Origin of the sequence: Magnetospirillum fulvum MGU-K5 (genome assembly GCF_000442515.1) — a bacterium.
Classification (GTDB): domain Bacteria; phylum Pseudomonadota; class Alphaproteobacteria; order Rhodospirillales; family Magnetospirillaceae; genus Phaeospirillum; species Phaeospirillum fulvum_B.
In genome coordinates, this window is the sequence record NZ_AQPH01000029.1 from 1 (window position 1) to 25,618 (window position 25,618).

Annotated in this window: 18 protein-coding genes and 1 tRNA gene; 3 read left to right on the forward strand and 16 right to left on the reverse strand. The window is 64.0% G+C overall.

The features are described from left to right. Nucleotides 1–171 precede the first annotated feature (171 nt). From K678_RS08950 to K678_RS08965, 4 genes are read right to left on the reverse strand one after another with little or no spacing between them, the layout of a single operon-like run. Complete coding sequence (locus tag K678_RS08950; RefSeq protein WP_021132139.1) at nt 172–1,314, reverse strand: bifunctional 2-methylcitrate synthase/citrate synthase; 1,143 nt, start codon at nt 1,312–1,314, stop codon at nt 172–174. 22 nt (nt 1,315–1,336) lie between these two features. Beyond that, nucleotides 1,337–2,230: a methylisocitrate lyase gene (gene prpB, locus K678_RS08955; RefSeq protein WP_021132140.1), complete on the reverse strand. Its 894-nt coding sequence runs from the start codon at nt 2,228–2,230 to the stop codon at nt 1,337–1,339. Next, nucleotides 2,230–3,732 (reverse strand): MmgE/PrpD family protein, encoded by a 1,503-nt coding sequence (locus tag K678_RS08960; RefSeq protein ID WP_021132141.1) that lies wholly within the window; start codon nt 3,730–3,732, stop codon nt 2,230–2,232. The genes prpB and K678_RS08960 overlap by 1 nt, the downstream gene beginning before the upstream one ends. Further along, a complete protein-coding gene (locus K678_RS08965; RefSeq protein WP_021132142.1) occupies nt 3,732–4,139 on the reverse strand; it encodes an acyl-CoA thioesterase in 408 nt (135 codons plus the stop codon). Before K678_RS08965 ends, K678_RS08960 begins: the two co-directional genes overlap by 1 nt. A gap of 153 nt (nt 4,140–4,292) precedes the next feature. On the opposite strand from K678_RS08965, the gene K678_RS08970 reads away from it, so the two are divergent. Next, nucleotides 4,293–5,720, forward strand: a complete 1,428-nt coding sequence (locus K678_RS08970) for a short-chain fatty acyl-CoA regulator family protein (protein WP_021132143.1) — start codon at nt 4,293–4,295, stop codon at nt 5,718–5,720. 101 nt (nt 5,721–5,821) lie between these two features. On the opposite strand, the gene metE is transcribed toward K678_RS08970, so the two are convergent. Next, nucleotides 5,822–8,104: a 5-methyltetrahydropteroyltriglutamate--homocysteine S-methyltransferase gene (gene metE / locus K678_RS08975; protein ID WP_021132144.1), complete on the reverse strand. Its 2,283-nt coding sequence runs from the start codon at nt 8,102–8,104 to the stop codon at nt 5,822–5,824. Between the two features lie 136 nt (nt 8,105–8,240). On the opposite strand from metE, the gene K678_RS08980 reads away from it, so the two are divergent. Further along, nucleotides 8,241–9,140 (forward strand): LysR family transcriptional regulator, encoded by a 900-nt coding sequence (locus K678_RS08980; protein WP_039852623.1) that lies wholly within the window; start codon nt 8,241–8,243, stop codon nt 9,138–9,140. A gap of 69 nt (nt 9,141–9,209) precedes the next feature. Here K678_RS08980 and K678_RS08985 read toward each other — a convergent pair whose 3' ends face one another. From K678_RS08985 to K678_RS09010, 6 genes are all read right to left on the reverse strand, one after another. Beyond that, complete coding sequence (locus tag K678_RS08985; protein WP_196802560.1) at nt 9,210–9,920, reverse strand: MgtC/SapB family protein; 711 nt, start codon at nt 9,918–9,920, stop codon at nt 9,210–9,212. Between the two features lie 48 nt (nt 9,921–9,968). Continuing rightward, nucleotides 9,969–10,406: a hypothetical protein gene (locus K678_RS08990; protein WP_155804507.1), complete on the reverse strand. Its 438-nt coding sequence runs from the start codon at nt 10,404–10,406 to the stop codon at nt 9,969–9,971. Between the two features lie 187 nt (nt 10,407–10,593). Further along, nucleotides 10,594–12,267 carry an NRAMP family divalent metal transporter gene (locus tag K678_RS08995; RefSeq protein WP_021132147.1) on the reverse strand — a complete coding sequence of 558 codons (1,674 nt, stop codon included), beginning with the start codon at nt 12,265–12,267 and terminating at the stop codon, nt 10,594–10,596. Between the two features lie 1,026 nt (nt 12,268–13,293). Then, nucleotides 13,294–15,495 (reverse strand): methylmalonyl-CoA mutase, encoded by a 2,202-nt coding sequence (gene scpA / locus K678_RS09000; RefSeq protein ID WP_021132148.1) that lies wholly within the window; start codon nt 15,493–15,495, stop codon nt 13,294–13,296. Further along, nucleotides 15,495–17,480, reverse strand: a complete 1,986-nt coding sequence (locus tag K678_RS09005; RefSeq protein WP_039852620.1) for a methylmalonyl-CoA mutase family protein — start codon at nt 17,478–17,480, stop codon at nt 15,495–15,497. The genes scpA and K678_RS09005 overlap by 1 nt, the downstream gene beginning before the upstream one ends. Before the next feature lie 56 nt (nt 17,481–17,536). After that, the gene (locus tag K678_RS09010) at nt 17,537–18,967 is read right to left on the reverse strand and encodes a bifunctional ADP-dependent NAD(P)H-hydrate dehydratase/NAD(P)H-hydrate epimerase (protein WP_021132150.1); all 1,431 of its coding nucleotides are present in this window, start codon (nt 18,965–18,967) and stop codon (nt 17,537–17,539) included. Between the two features lie 96 nt (nt 18,968–19,063). Here K678_RS09010 and K678_RS09015 point away from each other — a divergent pair, with 96 nt between their 5' ends. Then, nucleotides 19,064–20,317, forward strand: a complete 1,254-nt coding sequence (locus tag K678_RS09015; protein WP_021132151.1) for a D-amino acid dehydrogenase — start codon at nt 19,064–19,066, stop codon at nt 20,315–20,317. Between the two features lie 9 nt (nt 20,318–20,326). Here the strand turns inward: K678_RS09015 and K678_RS09020 are convergent, their stop codons facing one another. From K678_RS09020 to gph, 5 genes are all read right to left on the reverse strand, one after another. Beyond that, nucleotides 20,327–21,244 (reverse strand): bestrophin family protein, encoded by a 918-nt coding sequence (locus tag K678_RS09020; protein ID WP_021132152.1) that lies wholly within the window; start codon nt 21,242–21,244, stop codon nt 20,327–20,329. A 127-nt stretch (nt 21,245–21,371) separates the two neighbouring features. After that, a tRNA-Val gene (locus tag K678_RS09025) sits at nt 21,372–21,446 on the reverse strand. Between the two features lie 127 nt (nt 21,447–21,573). Next, on the reverse strand, nt 21,574–24,102 hold the full coding sequence (locus K678_RS09030) for an EAL domain-containing protein (protein ID WP_021132153.1): 2,529 nt from the start codon (nt 24,100–24,102) through the stop codon (nt 21,574–21,576). After that, the gene (locus tag K678_RS09035; RefSeq protein ID WP_021132154.1) at nt 24,072–24,518 is read right to left on the reverse strand and encodes a response regulator; all 447 of its coding nucleotides are present in this window, start codon (nt 24,516–24,518) and stop codon (nt 24,072–24,074) included. Before K678_RS09035 ends, K678_RS09030 begins: the two co-directional genes overlap by 31 nt. 157 nt (nt 24,519–24,675) lie before the next feature. After that, on the reverse strand, nt 24,676–25,617 hold the full coding sequence (gene gph, locus K678_RS09040) for a phosphoglycolate phosphatase (RefSeq protein ID WP_021132155.1): 942 nt from the start codon (nt 25,615–25,617) through the stop codon (nt 24,676–24,678). Between the last annotated feature and the right edge of the window lies 1 nt (nt 25,618).

Consider the following 25,618-nt stretch of genomic DNA (forward strand, 5'->3'; position numbering starts at 1 on the left):
GCATAGCCCCCAAAGCCTCCTCCCCACCCAAAGAAAAACCCCCACTGCCCGGACAGGCGGTGGGGGTTTTGACCTTCTACGGTGTTTAGGCCGCCAGCGACGGATAGTGTCCTCGCCAGCCGTTGAAGCCTTGTTGTCGCTCTTGCGTTCCGAGGTGGCGAGGGTGTTCGCCTAACCGGCCAGACGCGAGGCTGGGGCGGGCACGGCGCGCTGATCGGTTCCGCTATAGGCACTGAGCGGGCGGATCAGCGCGTTGGACTCGATCTGCTCGATGATATGGGCGGTCCAGCCGGTTATCCGGCTCATCACGAAAATCGGGGTGAACATCGGAATGTCGAATCCCATCAGGTAATAGGCCGGGCCGGTGGGGAAATCGAGATTGGGGTGGATGCCCTTTTCCTCGATCATCGTCCGTTCCAGCGCATCGTACATCTCGACCCATTTCTGGCCGTGCTTCTTGGCGGCCATTGCCAGGAACGCCTGCTTCATAGTGGGGACGCGGGAATCGCCGTGCTTATAAACCCGGTGGCCGAAGCCCATCACCTTGCGCCGGGTCGCCAAGGCGTCGCGCAGCCAGTCGCCAGCCCGGATCGGATCGCCGATCTCCAGCATCATGTGCATCACCGCCTCGTTGGCCCCGCCATGCAGCGAGCCCTTCAGTGCGCCGATCGCGGCGGTGACAGCGCTGTAGATATCGGACAGGGTCGAGGTCACCACCCGGGCGGTGAAGGTCGAGGCGTTGAAGCTGTGTTCGGCATAAAGGATCAGCGACACCTCGAAGCAGCGTACTGTTTCGGGTTCGGGAACCGCGCCAAAGCACATGTAAAAGAAGTTCTCGGCAAAACCCAGCGCCGGGTCGGGCGGGATGGGGTCGAGACCGCGCCGACGGCGGTAATCGAACGCGACCACCGTCGGCAGCTTGGCCATCATCGTCAGCGCCTTGACCAGATTGGCGCGGGGATCGTTGTTTTCCGAAGACGGGTCCTCGGCCCCCAACGCACTGATCGCGGTGCGCAACGTATCCATCGGATGGCAGGTGTCGGGCAGACGGCCGAGCAGCGACAACATGCTGCGGCTAAGCGCACGCTGGGTCCGCTCCCGCTCCATGAAGCGGCGAAGCTGGTCGGCATTGGGCAGATCCCCATGCCAGATCAGATAGGCCACCTCTTCAAAGCAGCAATTAGCCGCCAGATCCTGGACCGGATAGCCGCGATAGGTCAGCGAATTGCTGTCCTCCATCACCTTCGAGATCGCGGTGGTATCGACCACCACACCGGCCAGACCTTTGCGAATTTCGACATCCTGGGCGTTCATTGACGGGCCTCCCTGTTTTTCTTTAGATGTGGAAATTGAAAATGCCGGAATCGAACCGGTTATAATCCTCGTAGCCGAGCAGTTCGTAGAGGCGGGCGCGGTGCTGCATCCGGTCGAGGATGCTGTCCTGGCTTCCCTCGATCTGAAGGGTCTTCAGGCCCATTTCAGCCGCTCCCATCGCGAGGCGCAGCAGGGTGACCGGATAGATCACCATGTTGATCCCCAGATTTTGCAGCGTGCGGGCCGACAACAGCTTCGACTTGCCGAACTCGGTCATGTTGGCCAGCAACGGCGCGGGAATGGCGCGGCGGAACGCTTCGAACTCGCGTTCGTCGGCCATCGCTTCGGCGAAGATCATGTCGGCCCCGGCGTCAAGATAGGCCTTGGCCCGCTCGATCGCCGCGTCCAGCCCCTCGATGGCGCGGGCATCGGTGCGAGCGCACAGCACGAAATCGGGATCGCGCCGGGCCGAGGCGGCTGCCTTGATCCGCCGTACCATCTCGGCGGTCTCGACCACCGCCTTGTTATCAAGGTGGCCGCACCGCTTCGGGTTGACCTGATCCTCGATGTGGCATCCGGCCAGTCCCAGGTCTTCCAGCATCCGGATGGTGCGGGCGGCGTTCATCGGCTCGCCGAACCCGGTATCAACGTCGATCAGGCTGGGGAGGTCGGTGACGCGGGCGATCTGGTGGCCGCGCTGCGACACTTCGGACAGGGTGGTCAGTCCGATATCGGGCAGACCGAGGTCGGCCGACAGCACCGCACCGGAGATGTAGATTCCGTCAAAGCCCTGTTCCTCGATCAGCATCGCCGTCAGCGGCGAAAACGCGCCGGGAAAGCGTTGTAGCTTGCCCGAGGTCAGACCGGAGCGGAACGCCTGCCGCTTTTCCTTGGGCGTAGACGTGGCGTGCAACATCAGAAGATTCCCCTGCTGGCTGGCGTCCCCAGACGGGACGGATCGACGGTGAAGCTCAACCCACCCAACTCACCGGCACCGAGGTCGGGCAGATTCTGGACATGGGCGAGAAAGCGGTCCTGCTCGGCGTCCGGGACAATGCCCTCGGCCAGGGTGCGGAACTTGGCGATGTACTGGTCACGGCCGAACGGGCGTGCCCCCAGCGGATGAGCATCGGCAACCGCGAGTTCGTCTTCGATGATGCTGCCGTCCTTCATCACCACCACCACCCGGCCTCCGAACGCCTTTTCGCCGGGGTCGCTCGAATGATAGCGCTGGGTCCAGGCGGATTCCTCGATAGTGCGGATCTTGTGCCACAGCCGCACCGTGTCGGGCCGGGCGGCCCGCTCGGGGGCGTAAGACCGTTCGTGGTGCCAGCCGCCATCCTGCAACGCCACCGCGAAAATATACATGATCGAATGGTCGAGTGTTTCGCGGCTGGCGGTCGGGTCCATCTTCTGCGGATCGCGGGCACCGGTGCCGATCACATGATGGGTGTGATGGCTGGTATGGATCACGATGCTGTCGACCTGCTCGAAATCGCCGATGCGCGGGCCCAGGCGGCGGGCGAGATCGATCAACGCCTGGCTTTGATATTCCGCCGAATATTCCTTGGTGTAGGTGTCGAGAATCGCCCGCTTGGTCTCGCCCGGCTCGGGCAGGGGCACCCAATACTCGGCCTTGGGGCCATCCAACATCCAGGCGATGAAGCCGTCTTCGCCCTCATAGATCGGCGAGGGGGCGCCTTCACCCCGCATCGCCCGGTCGATTGCTTCGACCGCCATCTTCCCCGCGAACGCCGGAGCATAGGCTTTCCAGCTCGAAATCTCGCCCTTGCGCGACTGACGGGTTGTGGTGGTGACGTGCAGCGCCTGCTGCACCGCCTGGAAGATGACCTCGGTCGGCAGGCCGAGCAGGGTACCGATCCCCGCCGCCGCCGACGGTCCCAGATGGGCGATATGGTCGATCTTGCGCTTGTGCAGGCAGATGCCCTTGACCAGATCGACCTGAATTTCATAGCCGGTGGCGATGCCCCGGATCAGATCGGCCCCGCTGCGGCCGCAATGCTGGGCCACCGCCAGGATCGGCGGGATATTGTCGCCGGGATGGGAATAATCGGCGGCGAGGAAGGTGTCGTGGAAGTCGAGTTCGCGCACCGCGACCCCGTTGGCCCAGGCGGCCCAGTCCGGTGACACCCGCCGCTCGGGAGACAGACCGAACAGGGTCGCACCGGGGGCATGGGGATGGGCCAGCGCCTGGGACCGGGCATTGATGACCGGACGACGCGCCAGCGAGGCGGCGGCGACGGCGGCATTGTCGATGATCCGGTTGACGATCATCGCGGCGACATCCGTCTCGACCGCGACCGGATCGGCGGCGGTTACGGCGATCTTCCACGCCAGGTGATCCTCGCGCCGCAAGGGCTCTTCGGATCGGTAGGATCTGACCAGATGGGTCTTCATCACGCGTCCTTGTTGGTTAACGGAATCGGAGCGGCGACAACGGGAACGGGGCGGCCATCGGCATCGACCGCGACCATCGCGAAACAGCCCTGGATGGCGAGGCAGCGTTCGCCACTGACCGGGGATTCGGCGTGCATCTCGACCGCGACGGTCATCGAACTGCGACCGATCCGTTCGACCCGGGCGACCAGTTCGACCATCTGGCCGACCTTGACCGGGACGCGGAAATCGATCCGCTCGGACGCCGCCATCACCACCGCATGACGGGCGGCGCGGGTGGCGGCGACAAAGGCCGCCTTGCCCATCAGATTGAGTGCGGTGCCGCCGAACAGGGTGCCGTAATGGTTGGCCTGTTCGGGAAAGATCATTTCCACGAACCGGCTTTCGGGAAATCCGGGAAGAGCCACGCCGTCACCGCCTTTGCCTAAAAGAGGGGGCTTGCCGCCCGCCCTGAACATTTGCAATTCTACGCATCCCGGAACGGCGCATAACCCCTGAAAAGGCGGAGATTTGCGAGCGAACTTCCGGGCTGTTGCGAAGATTGCGAAGGATCGTGGTGAATGCGGAAGGCGTATATGGGCGCGCGGTTGCAGCGCCTGCGCGAGGAACGGGGAATGACCCAGGCGACGCTGGCCCGCACGCTGGGGTTGTCGCCCAGCTACCTCAACCAGCTTGAACGCAACCAGCGTCCATTGACCGTTCCGGTGCTGCTGAAGATCAATGCAACGCTGGGAATCGATGTCCAACTGTTCTCGGAAGACGAAGAGGCGCGGCTGATCGCCGATCTGCGCGAGGCGCTGGCGGACTCGGGCACCGGCGAAACGATCCCGCTCGGCGACATCAAAAGCCTCGCCACCGGATTACCGACGATTGGACGTGCCCTGGTCGCGTTGCACCAGCGTGGCCGGGCCACCGACGACCGTCTGGTTGCCTTGGCCGCCAGCCTGGGCGCTCCGGCCGATCAGTTGACGGCAACGGCGCGTCCGGCGATGCCGTATGAAGCGGTTCGCGACTATTTTTACGACCGCCACAACCATGTCGCGGAACTGGACGAAGCCGCCGAACAGCTCGTCGAAGCCTGCGGTTTGTCGATTGGGGCGATGGATGAAGGGCTGGAACGGCTGCTGTTCGATCGTCACCGCGTCCGCACCCAAATTCCGACAGACGGTGATCTGGCCCCCGGCGAGCATCGCCGCTTCGATTCCGATCAGCGGATTCTCCGGCTGGCCCGCTCGCTTCATCCGGGGCAGCGCGCCTTTCAGATGGCGACACAACTGGCCTTTCTCGAACAGGCGGAGCTGATTGACCGGCTGACCGATTCGCCCCGTCTTTCGGGGAGCGAATCCCGCTCCCTGGCCCGGATCGGGTTGGCCAATTACTATGCCGGGGCGGTTCTGCTGCCCTATCGCGATTTCCTCGCCACAGCGGAGACGCTCCGCTACGACATTGATTTGCTCGGAGAACGGTTCGGGGTCGGCTTCGAAACGGTGTGTCACCGTCTCTCTACTCTGCAACGTCCGAATGCCCGTGGCGTGCCATTCTTTTTCGTCCGGGTCGATCGGGCGGGGAACATTTCGAAGCGCCAGTCGGCGACCGACTTCCACTTCTCTCGCGTTGGCGGCACCTGCCCACTGTGGAATGTCTATGAGGCGTTTGCCAGCCCCGACCGCGTTCTGACCCAATTGGCCCAGATGCCCGACGGCCGCACCTATCTGTGGATCGCCCGCACCGTGGCGCGTAATGCCGGCGGCTATGGCCGTCCGGGCAAGAGCTTCGCCATCGGCCTGGGCTGCGACCTGCGCCATGCCGGACGGCTGGTCTATGCCCGTGGGCTCGATCTGGCCGATCCCGCCGCCGCGATTCCGATCGGGGCGGGCTGCAAAGTGTGCGAGCGGCCATCCTGTCCGCAGCGAGCCTTTCCGCCGATCGGCCGGACCCTGCTGGTCGATGAGCGTCGCAGCCAGTTCGAGCCCTATCCGGCGGCATGATCCCCAATAAAATCGGGGGACGGTGGTTTCCCTCCGCCCCCCGATTCCTGCCAGCCCCCGCCGGATGCGTTCCCACCACCCGGCGAAGGCGGGCAATCCGATCAGGCCAGTTCGGCCCGCAGGCGATGAGCCGCCTCGACCATGTTCACCAGCGAGGAAATCACCTCGCCCCACCCCCGCGTCTTCAGGCCGCAATCGGGATTGACCCACAGCCGCTCGGCCGGAATCCGCTTGGCCGCCAGTTCCATCAGGGCGACGATGTGATCGACCTCGGGAATGTTGGGCGAGTGGATGTCGTAGACGCCCGGACCGATTTCGTTCGGGTAGGCGAAATCGACGAAGGCGTCGAGCAGGTCCATATCCGAGCGCGAAGTCTCGATGGTAATGACGTCGGCGTCCATCTCGGCAATCGACGCGATGATGTCGTTGAACTCGGAATAGCACATGTGGGTGTGAATCTGGGTTTCGTCGGCGATTCCGGCCGAGGTCAGGCGGAAGGCGGCTACCGTCCAGTCAAGATAGCTCTGCCAGTCGCGCCGCCGCAGGGGCAGGCCTTCGCGGAACGCTGCTTCGTCGATCTGGATGATGCGGATTCCCGCTTTCTCCAGATCAAGCACCTCGTCGCGCAACGCCAATGCAAGCTGCTGGCAGGTCACCGAGCGGGGCTGATCGTCACGGACAAACGACCAGTTGAGCACGGTCACCGGCCCGGTCAACATGCCCTTCATCGGCTTCGTCGTCAGCGATTGGGCATGAACGGCCCAGGCAACTGTCATCGGCGCGGGCCTGGTCACGTCGCCATAGATGATCGGCGGCTTGACGCAGCGCGAACCATAGGATTGCACCCAACCGTTCTGGGTAAAGGCGAACCCGTCCAATTGTTCGCCGAAATATTCGACCATGTCGTTGCGTTCCGGCTCGCCGTGAACCAGGACGTCGAGGCCGATATCCTCCTGCTTGCGAACCACCAGGGCGATTTCATCCTGCATCCGCTGGACGTATTCGGCCTCGGACAGAGTTCCGGCTTTGACGTCACGCCGTGCGGCGCGAATCGCGGCAGTCTGCGGGAACGAGCCGATCGTGGTGGTCGGGAACGGCGGCAGCTTCAGCCACGCTTTCTGCTTCGCCGCCCGCACCGGATAGGGCGACGTGCGATGTCGCATCGAGTCCGTCACCGCATCCAGCCGCGCGGTCACCTCGGGGCGATGAAGGCGCGGCGATGCCCGCCGGGCCGCCAGCGCCTCGCGCGATGGACGCAGCAACTCGACCGCCGCAATCCCGCCCTGATCGAGCGCTTGTTTCAATGTCTGAAGCTCGTCCAGCTTCTGCGCGGCAAAGGCCAGCCACGAGCGAAGATCGGGCTCCAGCGCGGTCTCTTCCGCCAGATCGACCGGGACATGCAGCAACGAGCAGGACGGGGCCAGCCACAGCCGGTCGCCCAGCACACCCCGCATCAGCCGCACCCGCTCCAGCGCCGCGTCGAGATCGGTGCGCCAGATGTTGCGGCCGTCGATCAGTCCGACCGAAAGGATTTTCGGAGCATCAAGCCGGGCGGCAACCGCCTCGGCTTCGATTCCGCTCCGCACCGCGTCGATGTGGAGCCCATCGACCGGCAGATCAGCCGCGATCTTCAAGGCATCATCAAGCGGACCGAAATAGGTGGCCAGCAGAACCTTCAGTCCCTCGACCCGCAGCGCGGCATAGGTCGGAGCGTAAATGTCCTTCCAGGTCTGGGGCAGGTCGAGCGCCAGGGCCGGTTCGTCGATCTGGACCCAGTCTACCCCCTGACGCTTCAGTTCGGTCAGGATGTCGCGATAGACCGGCAACAGCGCGGGCAGCAGATCAAGGCGGTCGAACGGTGCGCCCTTGACCTTGCTCAGCCACAGCCACGTCAGCGGACCGAGCAGAACCGGCTTGGCCTTGTGTCCCAACTCGGTTGCCTCGGCGACCTCGTCGAACAGTTTCTCCGAAGCCAGTCGGAACGTCTGTCCGGCATGAAGCTCCGGCACGATGTAATGGTAATTGGTGTCGAACCACTTGGTCATTTCGCAGGCGGATACCGGCACGCCACTCGGCGCACGGCCGCGTGCCATCCGGAACATCGTGTCGAGATCGACCCGGTCGCCCGTCCAGCCAAAGCGCGGCGGCACCGCACCCAGCATCGCCGACAGATCAAGCACATGATCGTACCACGAGAAATCGCCGACCGTGACCATGTCGAGCCCCGATGCCGCTTGGCGGGCCCAGGCGGACGCACGCAGATCCCGTCCGGTCGCGGCCAGGGTCGCAGAATCGATCTCACCCTGCCAATAGCTTTCAACGGCCTTTTTCAGCTCGCGCCGGGGACCGATGCGCGGAAATCCGAGAACGTGACTGACGGTCATAGGACCATTCCCTAATACTGATAGTGAGTTGCGAGACAGGATGATATGAGTCAGCCGAACCTTGATTCAATCTCATAGTTTTCATGAAGATTATGAATTTTTCTAACATTTGCCGACAGAGGGAAAGGTCGATTCGATGATCCTCGATACCCGCTATCTTCGCCTGATCGCTGCAATCGATGAAACCGGCAATCTGGCCCGCGCCGCCGATCGGCTGAACGTTACGCAATCGGCATTATCTCATCAGATCAAGACTTTGGAGCAAGGTTTGGGGCTCCCCCTGTTTCTGCGCAACAGCAAGCCGCTGCGTCTGACCGCCGCCGGGAGCAAAGTGTTGATGGTCGCGCTTAAAGTGCTGCCCGAGCTTCAGGAGCTTGAATCCGAATTGAAGCGAATGGCCGAAGGTGAAACCGGTCGGCTCTATATCGCGATCGAATGCCACGCCTGTTTCGAATGGCTGTTGCCGGTGCTGGAAGGCTTTCGTCGTAAATGGCCCGAGGTCGAAGTCGATATCCGTTTGGGGGCCAGCTTCGATGCTCTGCCTGCGCTGCAACGGGGCGAGGTCGATCTGGTGGTGTCTTCCGATCCCGCCGACCAGAGCGATATCGCCTTTGAGCCGCTATTCGGCTACGAGGCGCTGGCGGTGATTCCTCCCGCTCATGCGTTGGCCGGTAAGCCTTTCCTCGTGCCCGAGGATTTGGCGGGCGAAACCCTGATCACCTATCCGGTCGATCGCTCCCGCCTCGATGTGTTCACCTTGTTCCTCCGTCCTGCCGGAATCGAACCCGCCGCAGTGCGCCAGATCGAATTGACGGCGGTGATCCTGCTGCTGGTCGCCAGCCAGCGCGGCATTGCCGTTCTGCCCGATTGGGTGATCCGCGAAACCGGGCGGGAAAGCGGCCTTGCCGTTCGGCCCCTGACAGAAACCGGGCTGCGACGGACGTTGTTCGCGGCGGTGCGCAAGGGCGAAAGCGAAACCGCGTTCATGGCCGATTTCATTGCTATCGCCCGTATGCGCGGCGCGGCTACGGCATAGAGTACGTCATCTCAAGACGGCCCATGCCGTACCGCATTTTTGCGAATACCGAGCCGTCCCATCGCACGGTCACGAATCCAGAGGGGACCCCACCTGCCATCGGGCGGCGGTGACGCTGGCTTCCAGACTGAGCCGTCCCACGGTCTTTTCCAATGCGAGGTCGTTGCGTCCCAGGGTGCTCAGAATCGCAGTCACCGAGACATGATCGGTGCCTTCGATATTCTGGCTTTCCAGACGCCTCAGGCTGAGAACATCGACAAGCCCTTGGAGGAGAAGCGCTCGGATATGAGCCTCACCATCTCCGCGACAGGTGACATGAACGGTGTACTCGGTTTCCACCTCGGTCATGGTGGGAAGAGGTTGGCGGTTGATGAGCCCGACGAGGGGACGCAAGAGCAGGTTGGTCAGAACCACGAACGCGGCAACGATGGCAGACTCAACAAGATGCCCGGCTCCCGTGAACGTGCCAACGGCGGCGGAACACCACAACGTCGCCGCCGTGTTCAAGCCGCGGACATTGACGCCCTCACGCATGATGACGCCAGCACCGAGAAACCCGATGCCCGAGACGATCTGTGCCGCGATCCGGGTGGGACTGGCCTCTCCTGCGGTGATGGTCGAGAAAACCACGAAGCTGGCCGCGCCCAGCGAGACCAGTGCATTCGTTCGAAGCCCGGCCATCCGTTGCCGCCACTGACGCTCGATCCCGATGATGGCACCGAACAACACGGCCCCACCCAACCGCAAAATCAGATCATGCCATTCCATAAAAAGTCCCATTGCCCAGTCCTTTATAAACCCGACCTATACGCAAAAACCGAGGGGATGCTATCGAGAGCGCTCGTCGTTTCCTCGTGACGGTTCTGTTGCGGGCGTGAAAACGCTGTCTTTGTCGAGCGAAAGACCGTCCGCACTCCCTCTCCTGGACTCGTCTGTATCAGCCAGGCGCCGAAACAAGTCGGCCTCGGTTTTGCGGTAGCTTTTCAGGGCGTTGTACAGGGTCCGACGCGTGCGGGGTGTGTCGTCGCTCTTGGCGGCCCGTCTCAGATAATCGACGTGCTGGCGATGCGCCTGCCAGAGATGAAACGCCGCCTGTTCGAACGCGACCAGCGCTTGCTGGCTTTCTTCGTTTATATTCTTAAGCATCACGATTTCCCGTTTGCTTAGCATTCGCCATGGGAGCGGAATGCGAATAAACCAACCAAAACGAGCATTCGGATGGTCAAGAGGTGGCGTGAGCGCAGGAAATTCGTCGTCATAACGCAATCCTCGGGATAGGGGCTGTCCGCGCCAGGGATGCCCCACCACTCGTGGGGACAGCTTAGAGCGGCACTCCGATAAGAACGGACGAAGTGAGGGGGTGACGTGCGGACGGCGCGGTCAGCCGACAGGCCTCGGCGCCGTCCGCGGGACTAGGGCAATCTTCCATTGGACTCCTCAGACCAAGGACAGGTCAGACCGGACCGGACAAGGCGAGTTGGACGATCCGGACCAGCACCAGGCCAGCGGCAAGCACCAGATAAGCCCGCAAAACCCCCATCCACAGCCGGTTGAGACGGGACATCCGGGGCGGAGGCAACTCGGACAGCGGCGGCATTTGCCAAAACTCGGGCGGATTCTGGTCGATTTCGGGGGTGAATGCCTGCTGCCGCGCCCGGCGCACGGGCCGAATCCGACGCCAGAACCAACTGGCCAACGCCACGACGATACCGACACTGCTGCCCCCGCCCAGGATGCCGAGGATCACATCCTCCCCGATGTCGGGAAACAGCACCGAGGACGTCAGAATGATCGACAGCATCACCAACACCGCGATGACTGCCCCGGTAAACCAGTTCAGACGGGTGGAATTAACCCACGGCCCCAGCACAGCGCGGTCGTTGCACAACAACAGCAAGAACACTGTGGCGCTGGGCAAGAGAATCCCGGCCAGGGTTTGCACCGCATTGGTCAGCAGGCCGAGTGGCGTGCCGGGAGTCAGCACCAGAAACGCCGCCACCAAGATCAGGCTGGCGTAGATGGCATAGAACCCCTTGGCTTCGCTTGCCTTATGGTGGAGGGAGTGGCGGAGCGACAGCACGTCACCGATCGCGTAAGCTGTTGATAGCGACACCGCAGCCGCACCGATGATGCAGGCGTTGAGCAAGGCGAGCGCGAAGAGAACCCCCGGCACCGCTCCGGCATATTTTTCAAGTCCGGCCGCCACGGCACCGGCGTCGGTGAAGTTCCCGAATTCGGGCCGACCCACGAAGATCGCCGCCGTAAAGGACATCATCGCCACCGCGCCGATCACCACCATCAGAATGCCCAGCCACAGATCGACCCGCTCATAACGGATGAAGCGCGGGGTGATCCGCTTGTCGATCACATAGCTTTGTTGAAAGAACAGCTGCCAGGGTGCGACGGTGGTGCCGACGATCGCGATCACCAGCAGCATCACCTCGCTGAGTTTGCTGTCTGGCGGCATCTGCGGCGTCATGAAATCGTGGGCGATCTGGTCGAGCGGCGGGTGCACCGCAAGGAATACCGGAACCAGCAGCAGACTGCCGAAGGCCAGTACCATCGCGAAACGCTCGAACCGACGAAAGTTGCCGGTTCCGGCTGCCGCCATCACCAGAATCGCCGATATCCCCACGCCGATTTCGCGCGAAATGCCGAGATAATCGAGCGCCAGGGTGATGCCGATAAATTCGGTGACGATGGTCAGGGCATTCAGAAGGAACAGATCGATCACGCTGAAAGCGCCCCAGAACTTGCCGAACCGTTCGAGAATCAGCCGGGCATGGCCAACGCGGGTGACCGCCCCCAGGCGAAGAACCATCTCCTGGTTGACGTACAGAACGGGGATCAGCAGCAGCAAGGTCCACAGCAAGGCGGTGCCGTAATTCTGACCGGCCTGGGTGTAGGTGCCGAATGCACCGGCGTCGTTATCTCCGACCATCACGATCACCCCCGGTCCCAGCACGGCCAGCAGGGTTCTGATCCGGGCGCGCCACGTCGTCCGTGGTCCGGTATCGTCGTGGGAAATGGTCCCGAAGGCACCGTGGATGGACCCGAGATGAGCCTCGTCGAGAACGGCCGAGCGCCGGTTTGGACCGAGGCCAGCCTCCTTTTCGATCGCAGTCATGTATTTATCCTTTATTTCGGCAATAAGAATCCATGCGCAGAAACTACTGTCGTAGCCCTGCGGCGTATCCGTGGTCATGGGGGAGCGAGGGAGCGGGCGGACCCGCTGCCCTCTTTAGAGATGCGTTCCGCTCAAGACGGATCGGTGCCCGATTTCCAGGCGCAAACAAGCCGCCCTGAAGCCGGATCAAGCGTCCAGGGGCAGATCAGAACGGGGGGATGGGGCCGACCGTCGCGGGCGGCGGCTTTGGTGCCGATGCCGGAAACTGGGCCGAAAAAAGTGCGGAAAACAGGGATTTTTGCAAAGGTGGCAGCCATTTTCGCCTCCATTGCCTGGGGTTGACGGTGTCGTCCCAGGAGGCGTCCGCTCGGCTGCGAGGAGGACCTACCGGAGGGCGGTCTTCCTGGCCACAGGGCGATGTCTGCGGTCCTGGGTATGATCAGCGATGCTCACGATCGTCGAGAGACGACTCGGAGGCTCCGCCGGTGCGGTCTGAGATTGGGGCTTCATGGTTTTCTCAAGTTGAAGATGCGATGGGCTGCGGGACAGGCCCGCCGATGTCGCAATTGCCGAAATACGCCTCAGCGACCGATGGGTCAAGTCCTGAATCCAATATAAAGGAAACTTCGTCTTGGAATCGCGGATGGCTTTCATTCTCTCCCCGCCATGTCAGGTGAGAAGGTGGGGCATGACACGCGACGCCGGGTTATCCCCCGATTCTGTGGATAGAGTTGTGGGCGGGTTGAGGGTAACGTCGGAAATTCCGGACGAACCGGGGGCGCTGTGGCCGATGCCGATATTTCAGGCAACCTTGTCCATAGGTTCCGGTTACGAGGCATCCCACGGCTCACCATCCGCCAGGAAACGGGCCAGCCGCCGACCGCAGACAACGCGATACCAGTCCAGGTCAGATCATTCGTTCCACGCTGTTCAGAGCCGTCCGGAGGAGTTCCCTACCGACGCCTCGGGCAAAGAAAAACCCCCACCGCCCGGACAGGCGGTGGGGGTTTTGACATTGGGCGGTGTTTAGGCCGCCAGCGACGGATAGCCCAGGCGGGCGGCGAGTTTCTTCAGCAAATCCTCGGCGGCGTCGCTGATGATCGTTCCGGGCGGGAAGATCGCGGCGGCACCGGCCTGATACAGCTCGTCCCAATCCTGGGGCGGGATGACGCCGCCGACGACGATCATCATGTCCTCGGCCCCCAGCTTGGCGAGTTCCTCGCGCAGCTTGGGCACCAGGGTCAGGTGACCGGCGGCGAGCGACGAAGCACCGATGATGTGGCAATCGTTTTCGACCGCCTGACGCGCCGCTTCTTCCGGGGTCTGGAACAGCGGCCCGACATCGACGTCAAAGCCGAGATCGGCAAAGGCGGTGGCGATCACCTTCTGGCCGCGATCGTGGCCGTCCTGGCCCATCTTGGCGACCATGATGCGCGGGCGGCGGCCGTCCAATTCCTGGAAGCGGCGCACCAGTTCCTGAACCTTCGTCACGCGTTCGGCTCCCCGGCTGTTGATCTCCCCGGCATAGACGCCGGAGATGGTGCGGATTTCGGCTTTGTGGCGGCCATAGACCGTTTCCAGCGCCGAGGAGATTTCGCCGACGGTGGCGCGCGCCCGGATCGCATCGACCGAAAGGGCGAGCAGATTGCCTTCGCCGGTTTCGGCGGCCTTGGTCAGGGCGTCGAGGGTCTGCTGGCAGCGGACGCTATCACGCTCGGCGCGCAGCTTCTGAAGCTGGGCGATCTGGCTGGCGCGGACGGCGGTGTTATCGACCTTCAACACGTCGATCGGCTGGTCGTCCTCGACCTGATACTTGTTGACGCCCAGCACGGTCTGGCGGCCGGAATCGATCCGGGCCTGGGTGCGGGCGGCGGCTTCCTCGATCCGCATCTTGGGGATGCCGGTTTCAATTGCCTTGGCCATGCCGCCGGTAGCTTCGACTTCCTGGATGTGGGCCCAGGCGCTTTCGGCCAGTTCGCGGGTCAGCCGCTCGACGTAATAGCTGCCGCCCCAGGGGTCGATGACGCGGCAGGTGCCGCTTTCCTGTTGGAGGAACAACTGGGTGTTACGGGCGATCCGGGCCGAGAAGTCGGTCGGCAGCGCCAGCGCCTCGTCGAGCGCGTTGGTGTGGAGCGACTGGGTGTGGCCCTGGGTCGCGGCCATCGCCTCGATGCAGGTGCGCGGCACGTTGTTGAAGACGTCCTGCGCGGTGAGGCTCCAGCCCGAGGTCTGCGAGTGGGTACGCAGGCTGAGCGACTTGTCGCTTTTCGGGTCGAACTGCTTAATCAGCTTGGCCCACAGCATGCGCCCGGCGCGCATCTTGGCCACTTCCATGAAGAAGTTCATCCCGATCGCCCAGAAGAACGACAGGCGCGGCGCGAACTGGTCGATCGTCATTCCGGTGGCGATACCGGCGCGGGCATATTCGACGCCGTCGGCCAGGGTATAGGCCAGTTCGAGATCGGCGGTCGCCCCGGCTTCCTGGAGGTGGTAGCCCGAGATGCTGATCGAATTGAACTTCGGCATGTTCTGCGCGGTATAGGCGAAGATGTCCGAAATGATCCGCATCGAGGGCTTGGGCGGATAGATGTAGGTGTTGCGGACCATGAACTCTTTCAGAATGTCGTTCTGAATGGTTCCGGACAGCTTGTCGGCGCTGACGCCCTGTTCCTCGGCGGCGACGATATACCCGGCCAGCACCGGCAGCACCGCGCCGTTCATCGTCATCGACACGCTCATCTGGTCGAGCGGGATGCCGTCGAACAGGGTCTTCATGTCGAGGATCGAATCGATCGCCACCCCGGCCATGCCGACATCGCCCGGCACGCGGGGATGGTCGGAATCATAGCCGCGATGGGTGGCCAGATCGAACGCGACCGACAGGCCCTTCTGACCCGCCGCGAGGTTGCGGCGATAGAAGGCGTTGGATTCCTGGGCGGTGGAGAAACCGGCATATTGCCGCACCGTCCAGGGCTGGTTGACGTACATCGTCGGATACGGCCCGCGCAGGAACGGCGGCAGGCCGGGCAGGGTGTCGAGATGGTCGAGCCCGGCGAGGTCGGCCCCGGAGAACAGCGGCTTGACGTCGATCAGTTCCGGGGTCCGCCACAGCGCGGTCTCGGCCCCGTGTCCGGTCTCGGCGGCAAAACGCGCCTGCCACGAGGCAAGATCGCCCTGGGCATCGGCACCGCTCAGGGGCAGGGTGGAGAAATCGGGAAAGCTCGACATCACGCACAGACTCCGAGACGGGCGTGGGCGGCGCGCAGGGTGGCCAGCACGTCACAGCCCACAAAGATGAATTCGTCGACACCGGCGGCGGCATAGTCCGCCTTGCGCTCACCGGGATTCCCGGCGAGGTAGACACACTCGGCCCCGGCCTGCTTCAACGCCTGGGCAAAGGCGACGGCGTGGCTGTCATAGAGGCCGTCGCTGCCGCACAGGGCGACGATGCGCGCCCCGCTGGCCTTGAACGCGGCGACGCAGGCGGCGGCATCGGTGAAGCCGTCATTGCCCAGCGTCTCGATCCCACCCGCCTCGAAATAATTCTTGGCATAGGTGGCGCGGGCGGTGTGGCTGGCGACCGGGCCGAGATTGGCCAGGAACAGCCGGGGCCACGCCCCGGTGCGGGTGCGGAACGCCTCGGCGGCATCGCGCAGAGCCTCGAACGCTTCGCCCAGACGGTGGCGGGGCAGGGGAGCGATGCTGACCCCCGGTTCCGCCGCGCCGCCCGCTCCGGCCAGATATCCGGCGGCTTCGGCCCGCAGCGGCTTGAGGTCGGGGCGCGGCCGTTCGACCGGACGTTCATGCAGGTTGGGGAACTCGCTGATCCCGGTCAGCGGGTCCTTGCGCCGGGCGATGTTCTTTTCGCGCTCGGCCCAGGACAAGGCGATCCGTTCGGCCAGCGAGCCTTCGACCAAAGCGGCGGCCATCCCGCCGGTGCTTTCGATCTTCTGGAACTCGGCCCAGGCGGCTTCAGCGATCTGACGGGTCAGGGTCTCGACATACCACGAGCCGCCCGCCGGATCGATCACCTGCGCCAGCGAGGATTCTTCCTTCAGCAGAATCTGGATGTTGCGGGCGATGCGGCGCGAGAAGGCATCCGACGGTCCCAATTCAACATCGAACGGCAACACCGCAACGCTGTCGGCCCCGCCGACACCGGCGGCGAAACCGGCGACGGTGGTGCGCAGCAGGTTCACCCATGGGTCGCGCTTCGACATCATCCGGCGGCTGGTCTGGGCCAGCAGACGCATCCGCCGCGCTGATTCGGGCGCGCCGCAGGCTTCGGCAATCCGGGCCCACATCATCCGTGCCGCACGCAGCTTGGCGATCGACAGGAACTGATCGCAATCGACCGACAGGGTAAAGACGATCTGGTCAAGAGCGGCCCGGATGTCGAGACCGGCGGTGGTCAACGCCTTCAGATAGGCGGTACCGGTCGCCATCGCCGCGGCCAGTTCCTGGGTCGCGGTCGCGCCCGCATCGTGATAGGCGGCGGTATCGATTCCAACCGCCGTTGCGTTCGGCCAGTCGCGCGCGGTGGCGGCGGCAATCTGGGCCATCCGGCTCAGGCTGTCTTCGATCGTCGCGGTCAGGCGACCTTCGGCGGCCAGGGTGCCGAGCGGGTCGATCCCGAACGAACCACGGGCCTGATCGGGGCGGGTGCCACGGCTGCGCCACAGATCGGTCAGCAGTTCGGCGGCGCGCTCGGCACTGGCCCCGGCATCAAGCGACAGCGGGACGAATTCGAGCAGGACGCCCTTCAAGGTGCGGTCAAGATCGTCGGCGGCATGAATCGCGATGCCGCCTTCACCCCACAACGCGGCTTCGGTGGCGCGGCCGCTACGGGCGGCGTTGTCGAAGCGGAGATGAATCGCGGTCGCGCCGCGCATCAGATCGTCCAGGATCGCGGCATTGGCGTCGGCGGGCAGCGAGGCGCTGTGCTCGCTGCGGATTTCCCACCCCTCGGTTCCGGCACCGGAGGCGCGGCCACCACGGGCAAACGGGGCGGCACCGGGAAAGCCGGACGGGTCGGTCACGCCATCGACATCGGCGCGAGTGTAAAGGGGTTGTACCACGATCCCTTCGTAAAGCCGTGTCAGCAGCTTTTTGTCAAAGGGGGCGCCCTTCAGCGCCTTGTCTACGAGCGCCAGCCACTGCGCGCGATCGGGAACGGGAAATTCGGACGCAAGTTTCAAGGAAGGGTCACTCATGGTCTCAACCTGATGTCACACAACGGCGGGCACTATACGCGGAGGAACGGAGCGTATCAGGCGAAAAATGAGGGTATTCGTAACGATTCCATCATATCTTCCGCAATCATCCCCCGTCCGGCCAGTCGACCGGCCCGACCGTGCAGTGCAGCACCGGTCGCGGCAGCTTCAAACGGAGGTAATCCCTGCGCCAGTAACCCGCCGATGATCCCGGCCAGAACGTCGCCTGAACCGGCGGTGGCAAGGTCGGGGGGTGCGTCGGTAACGATTTTGGCCCGTCCGTCGGGATGGGCGATCGCCGTATCGGGGCCTTTCACCAGCACCACCGCGCCCGATTGGGCCGCCGCGTGGCGGGCGCGGGCCAACCGGCTCCCCTCGGTATGGCCGAACAGAGACTGGTATTCGCCGTCATGGGGGGTCAGCACCGCCAAGGGCGACAGCGCCCTGAACAAACGGTCGGGCGCGTCGGCAAAGCTGGTCAGGGCATCGGCGTCGAGCACCGCCGGTCGTCCGGTGGCGAGAATCGCCAGAGTCCGCTCTGCCGTCGCCGCGCCGCGTCCGGCGCCGGGGCCGATCACCAGCGCATTGCGGCGGGGATCGGCCAGCAGGGCGTCGAACGGTTCCAGCGCGGCGATCAGGGTGCCCGGCTCGGCGGCCCGCAACGAAGCCAGGGTTTCGGCGGGGGCGGCAATCGTCGCCAGTCCGGCCCCGATCCGCCGTGCCGCCAACGCCGCCAGACGGGCCGCGCCGGTCATCGTGCTTCCGGCGACGACCAGGACATGGCCGCGCCGGTATTTATGGCCGTCGATCTTGGGGGTGGGGGGCGGATGGGCGACGGCTTCGGCGGTGAGGGGGGCGATGTCGGCCAGAACCGCGTCGGGAATCCCGATATCGGCCAGGACGATCTCGCCGCATTTGAGACGGCCGGGCAGCAGGCAATGGCCCGGCTTCTTGCGAAAGAAGGTGATTGTGGCAACACAGTCCGCCGCCACGCCGCGAATCTCGCCGCTGTCGCCATCGATGCCCGAGGGCACATCGACCGCGATCGTCGGCAGATTGCGGCGGATGATCTCTTCGATCACGGCGCGGGCGATGCCGTCGAGCGGGCGGGACAATCCAGCTCCGAACAGAGCGTCGATCACACCCGCGCATCCGTCGAGAGAGCCGGGCGAGAGTGCTTCGACCGGGCCGGTCCAGCGTGCCGCCATCCGGGCGGCATCGCCTTTCAGCGCGGCCGGATCGCCCAGCAGCGCCACCCGCACCGCCCATCCTCGGCGGGCGAGCAGGCGGGCGGCCACGAACCCATCACCGCCATTGTTGCCGGGGCCGCACAGAATGGCGATCCGACCGCGGGGCAGACGGTGGACGGCTTGGCGCGCCACCGCCCATCCGGCGGCTTCCATCAGCCGCTCGCCCGGGATGCCGTGGGCGATGGCAAGGGCGTCGGCACGCGACATTTCCGCAACGGTGAGCAATTCCTGAGCCATGCAGCGAGCCTATCTCGGCCATGCTGCATTTGCCAAGGGCGGGCCGCTGAACTACATGCTGTATCAGAGACTTGTTTTCGTGATGGAGGATTGCTGGTGAAGATCATCGTCATCGGAGCTGGCGTGGTCGGGACCACCACCGCCTGGTATCTGACGGAAGAAGGGCACGAGGTCGAGATCCTGGAACGGCGAGAGGCCGCCGGGATGGAAACCAGCTTTGCCAATGGCGGCCAGATTTCTCCCTGCCATACTGATCCTTGGGCCAGTCCGACGGTTTTACCCAAAATATTGCGGTGGCTGGGGCGCGAGGATGCGCCGCTGTTGATGCGCTGGCAGCGTTGGGACCCTGAATTATGGGCCTGGGGGCTTCGGTTCCTCGCCAATTGCACGCCCGGTCGGGCCAAGCTCAATACCGAGCGCGCCCTTCGTCTGGCCATGTTCTCGCGCCAATGCCTGCGCGATCTCCGTCAGCAAACCGGACTCGCCTATGACCAGAGAACCGCCGGTATTCTCCATATCTATCGCGATGCCGACGAATTCGCCCATGCCTGCGCCACCGCCGGGATGATGCTTGATCACGGGCTGGAACGTCTGATGAAGACTCCCGCCGAATGCGTCGCGGTCGAACCGGCTCTGGCCAACGTTGCTCCTGAACTGGCTGGTGGCATCTACACTCCCGGCGACGAAAGCGGCGATGCTCATCTTTTCACTCAGGCCCTGGCCGATCTGGCGGCGGCGCGTGGGGCGCGATTCCGCTGGAATGTCGCGGTGCAGGGATTGGTGCGCGACGGCAACCGCATCGACGGGATCGTCACCGATAGCGGAACGGTGCGTGCCGATGCCTATGTTCTGGCGACCGGCTGCGTCAGCCCGGCTTTGGTCCGCCCGCTCGGGCTGCGTCTGCCGATCATTCCGGCCAAGGGCTATTCGCTCACCGTTCCGGTCGATCATCATCTCGGTGCTCCCGTCGTTTCGATCACCGATGACGAGCACAAGATCGTCTATTCCCGGCTGGGTGACCGGCTGCGCATCGCCGGAACCGCCGAGATGACCGGCTTCGACCTGACCCTGACGCCGTCGCGGCTGGAATCGATCAAGACGAAGGCGCAGGAGATGTTCCCCGATGGTGGCGATTACAGCCGCGCCGAGCCGTGGACCGGGTTGCGCCCGACCACGCCCGACGGTGTCCCGCTGCTTGGAGCGACCCCGTTCCGCAACCTGTGGCTGAACACCGGCCATGGCACGCTGGGCTGGACGATGGCCTGCGGTTCGGGTCGCCTGCTGGCCGATCTGATCACCGGGCGTCATCCGGGAATCGATCCCGCCGGGCTGGGGATGGAGCGGCTGTAAGCTCCCCCCCTACATCAGGCAGGATTCGACCGGCTGGAGCATCTCGGGCAGGTCGGTTTCGCCCAGCGCGTCGCGCAGGTCGATTTCGATCCGCCGCGAGAGTGCATCAAGCGGCAGGTTGTTGGGCAGCATCCCGAACGGGTCTTCGATTTCGTCGGCGATCGTATCCAGGCCAAAGAAGGTATAGGAGATCAGCCCCACCACCACCGGGGTGGCAAAGCCGATCGTATCGACCAGACCAAACGGCAGCATCAGACAGTACATATGTGCCGTCCGATGCAGCAGCAGGGTGTAGGAGAACGGAAGCGGGGTGCCGCTGATCCGTTCGCACCCCGCCTGGACCCCGGCCAGGGCGGTGACATTCTCTTCGATCACGGCGGCCATCATCGGGGTGACTCGTCCCGCCGCAGCGGCTTTGGCCAGATCGTCGCTGAAGGCGGCCAGGATGCGGTTGGGCGGATTGACCGAGCCCAGCAGGGCCGCCCGCTCGGATACGGGCAGGAAGGCGGCGCTGTCCTTGTCCTCGCTGCCGCGCAAAGCGTGGCGGAGGGAATGGGTAAAGGCGATGATCCGCCGCACCTGAACCCCGACCAGATCATCACCGTCTCTGGGGGCGATGTGGTTTTGGCACAGCCGGGCCAGCGAGCGGGCGTGGATCACCAGATCGCCCCATTGCTTGCGCCCCTCCCACCAGCGGTCATAGGTCGAGCTGTTGCGAAAGCCCAGGAAGATCGCCAGGGCCAGACCGATCAGGCTGAACGGAATGGGCGTGAGGGTGATTTTGGTGTCGAACACCCGACCATGCAGGATCGTGACGCCGATCGCGATGCAGACCGTCGTGGTTACTTCCCATTTGATGCGGTGAAGAATCGAGCCGCGCACGGCGAAGAACAGGCGCCACGCGGCGGGGCGTTCGCGGATAATCATGGGGGGATGTCCGAGGCAGGGGGGAACCTGCCATCGCTTATACACGATTTGCCGCCGCGAAGGGGGACGGCGTAAATCGCTTAACCGGATCGGAGAATGCGGTCCTTCCGGATCGGAAGGGGAGGAATGGTGGGCGCGACAGGGATTGAACCTGTGACCCTTCGCGTGTGAAGCGAATGCTCTCCCGCTGAGCTACGCGCCCTTAAAAACCATTTCCTGCGGGCCGCTCCGGTGACTGTCTGGGGGGCTGCCCCAGCCGCTCCGGTGCGGAGGCCGACCTTCTACCCAATTCTTTGGGGGGATGCAACGGCTAAATCGGGGCTAGGCGATCACTTTCGCTTCGCCAGGGTTGGGGGAAGGCGTCCGAGCCGTAAATAGGTGGTGATTTCCGCCGCCGGCAGGGGGGGAGAGAACAGGAAGCCCTGGAGCATGTCGCACTCATAGCCGGTCATCGTCGCCAGTTGCGCCTCGGTCTCGATTCCCGGCGCGACCACCAGGATGTGCAGGCCATGGGCCACCGCGACAATGGCTTGGATCACTTCGGCATTGCCCGAACTCCCGGCGGGGTCGCGGACAAGATCCTGGCTGATTTTCAGGGTATCGGTCCGCACCTGACGCAACAGGCTGAACGACGAATGGCCCGAACCGAAATCGTCGATCGCGATACCGACCCCCAGCGCCTTCAGGCTGGCGAACTGGGCGTCGGTATCCGGCTCCCTTTCGGTCAGGCAGCTTTCGGGCAGATCGAGTTCCAGGATAGACGCGGGCAGGGCATATCGGTCCAGGGCCTCCTGGATATCGGCGATCAGATCGGCGGAGTGGAATTGGTGCGGCGACAGATTCAGGCAGACTCGCGGCGGCGCGATCCCCTGATCCAGCCACGATCGGGCCTGACGGCAGACCGAGTCGAGCGCCAGACGGCCAATCGGCAGGATCAGCCCGGTTTCCTCGGCCAGGGGCAGGAAATGATCCGGGAGCATCATGCCGATTTCGGGGTGATGCCAGCGCAACAAAGCCTCGACCGCCGCGATCTGGCCGGTATCAGCGGCGAAAACCGGCTGGTAATAAACCTCGAACTGGTTGCGTTCGACGGCGAGGCGCAGCGCGTTTTCCAGCCCCAGCCGCTCGAACGCCTGGGCGTAGACGGATTCGGAATGGAAGCGGCAGGCGTTGCGGCCCTGATTTTTCGCCTGATACATCGCGGCGTCGGCCAGTTTGATCAGGGTCTGGGTGTCTTCGGCGTCGGTGGGGTACAGGGCGACGCCGATCGAGGCGCTGATCCGCGCCTCGTGCCCCTGGAGGTCGAACGGCTCGGCCATCAGCGACAGGATTTTCTGGGCGACGACGGCGCTGTCACGGGCCTCGGTGATGTCTTCAAGGATTACGGTGAATTCGTCCCCGGCCAGCCGGGCGATGGTGTCGCCCTGACGCACGCAGGAGGACAGGCGGTCGGCCACGTGCTGCAACAGGCAATCCCCGGCCAGATGACCCAGCGTGTCGTTGACCTGTTTGAAATGGTCGAGGTCGATGAACAGCAAGGTCACGATCGAGTGGTTGCGATGGGCACGGGTCAGCGCCCGCGACAGCCGTTCCAGGAACAAGGTGCGGTTGGGCAGCCGGGTCAGCGGGTCGTGGTTGGCCTGATAGCTGAGGCGCTCCTCGTCTTCCTTGCGTGAGGTGATGTCAGAGAACACCGCGACGTAATGGGTCAATTGGTCGCGCTCGTCGCGGACTTCGGCTATGTTCAGCCACTCGGCGAACATTTCGCCGGTCTTGCGCCGGTTCCACATCTCGCCTTGCCAGCGCCCGGTGTTGGCCAGACTCTCGTTCATCCGGTCATAGAATTCGGGGGAATGACGCCCCGAGGCGAGGATGCGCGGTGTCTTGCCCAGCACGTCCTCGGGGGTATAGCCGGTCAGTACGGTAAAAGCGGGGTTGACGTGGATGATCCGCCGCCGGTCGTCGGTGACGAACAGGCCTTCGCCGGTATTTTCGAACACCGTCGCGGCAAGGCGCATGTGATCTTCCAGCCGCTTGGTCGCGGTTACGTCCTCGACCACGGCGACGGCGCGGTGGAGATGGCCAGCTTCGCCATCGCGGATCGGGGTGACGGTCAGACGCCCCCAGCGCACCGTTCCATCGCGGTTCAGGTAGCGTTTGGTGATGTCGCAACTGTCGATCTCGCCGCCGATCACCTGACGGTACAGATCGCTGACGGCGTCGCGGTCATCGGGGTGAGAGATGTCGCGGAAGGTCATCAGATGCAGTTCGGCTTCGCTATAGCCGACCATCGCGCAGAATGCGGGGTTGCTGTGCAGGTAGTGCCCCTCGGCATCGGTCAGGATCACTCCGGCCCCGGCATTCTCGAACAAAGCGCGGAAGCGCGCCTCGCTCTCGCGCAGGGCGGCATCAGCGCGCGAGCGGCCGATGGCATAGCGGATCGCCCGACGGACCAGTTCGCCTTCGCCCTGGCCTTTGACCAGATAATCCTGGGCTCCCTGGCGCAGCGCCTCCAGCGCCAGCCCTTCGTCGACGGTCCCGGTCAGCACCACCACCGGCAACAGAGGCGCCGCCAGCCGCAATTGGGTCAGCCCGTCCAGCCCGAACGAATCCGGCAGGGACAGGTCGAGCAGCACCACATCGACCGGGTGCGATTTCAGGTAATCAAGGGCTTCGGACAGGAAACTGACGCAGGTGACGGTAAAAGGCCGCGCCCGATCCTCCTCCAGATACGCCTTTACCAGGCGCGCATCTCCGGGATTGTCCTCGATGACCAGGACCGACAGAACCGGAAGGAGAGCGGGCGGGGCCATGGCGGCGCGGCCGGTCAGCGGGGAGGCAGCGTCACCACCGAACACCAATATTCCTCGATCGAGCGTACCACGGCGATGAAGCGATCGAGGTCAACCGGCTTGGTGATGTAGCAATTGGCGTGCAGATCGTAACTGCGCAGGATGTCCTGGCCGGCCTGCGAGGTGGTCAGAACCACCACCGGAATGCGGCGGAGTTCGGGGTCTTCCTTCATCTCGGCCAGAACCTGCCGCCCATCCTTGCGGGGCAGGTTGAGGTCGAGCAGGACCAGATCGGGCCGTGGGGAATCGGCGTAAATGCCTTCGCGCCGTAGATAAGCCATCGCTTCGACGCCATCGACCACCACCTTCAGGCGGCTGGTCATTCGCCCTTCCTTCAGAGCCTCCTGAGCCAGACGTGCATCGCCAGGGTTGTCTTCGACCAGGAGAATGTCAAAGGTTTCGGGTGCGTTCCGTTGACTCAATGGTTTCTCCCCTTCCGGTAAGACTTATCCTTTTGGAGTATAATAGAGGATGCAGCGCGTTGGGAACCAACTTGGCGTCGCCAACGGTTCCCAACGTTCCCCCATTCGACCGGTAAGGGGTAAGGAGAAAAAAGTTTCGACGAACTCTATTGTAGCGCTATGGCGCTTCGGGTGCCAGCCACCCGAGACGGGTGAAAACCGGCTGGGCGAGATGATCCAGCTCTTCCGGCGCGCCCTGTTCGAGCCGGTCGAGCAGATCGGCCAGGATAGGCTCGCCGAACATCGCGCATTTGCCCCGCATGCCATGGACGTGTTCGTTGAGGGCATTCCGGTCGGGTCCGGCGAGCAATTGGCGCAGCACGGCGCGGTCCGCCGCCATTTCCCGGACGAACGCCGGTTTCAGGTCGGCCAGTTCCGGCGGCGATGGGGCGAGCCCCAGAACGGACGGCAGGTCGCGGTAATCGTCGATGATCCAGTCCGCCCCCAACTCGGCGACCGGGCCATGGGCATAGCCGAACGAGACCGCAACGGTGGGCACGCCCGCCGCCCGCGCCGCGGCGATGTCATTATAGGAATCGCCCACCATCGCCGCCTGATCGGCGGAAACGCCCAGGCGGTCGAGGATCACCTGGATATGGATCGGGTCGGGCTTCAGCGCGGGGGTTTCGTCGGCACCGACGACGACGTCGAAGAAATCGGCCAGCCCCAGCTTGGCCAGCACCACCCGGGTCGCGCCGCTGGGCTTGTTGGTGCAGACGGCGAGCGCCAGACCGGCCTCTTTCAACAGGGTCAGGGTCTCGATCACTGCGGGCCAGGGACGGGTCAATTCGGCCGAACGCGGCTCGTAATCGGCCAGGAAGCGGCGCAGCAATTCCTCTACCGGCAGCGCCACGGGGCCTCCGGTGGTCAAAAACGCCTGTTCAACCAGGATCGCGGCACCACCGCCGACCAGCGCCTTGACCGCGTCGGGGGAGAGCGGGGCGCGGTTCCACGCGGCCAGCATCCGGTTTACCGCCGCCACCAGATCGGGCAGCGAATCGATCAAGGTGCCGTCGAGATCGAACAGGACGGCTCGAGGCGGCGAGATGAGAAGCGACATC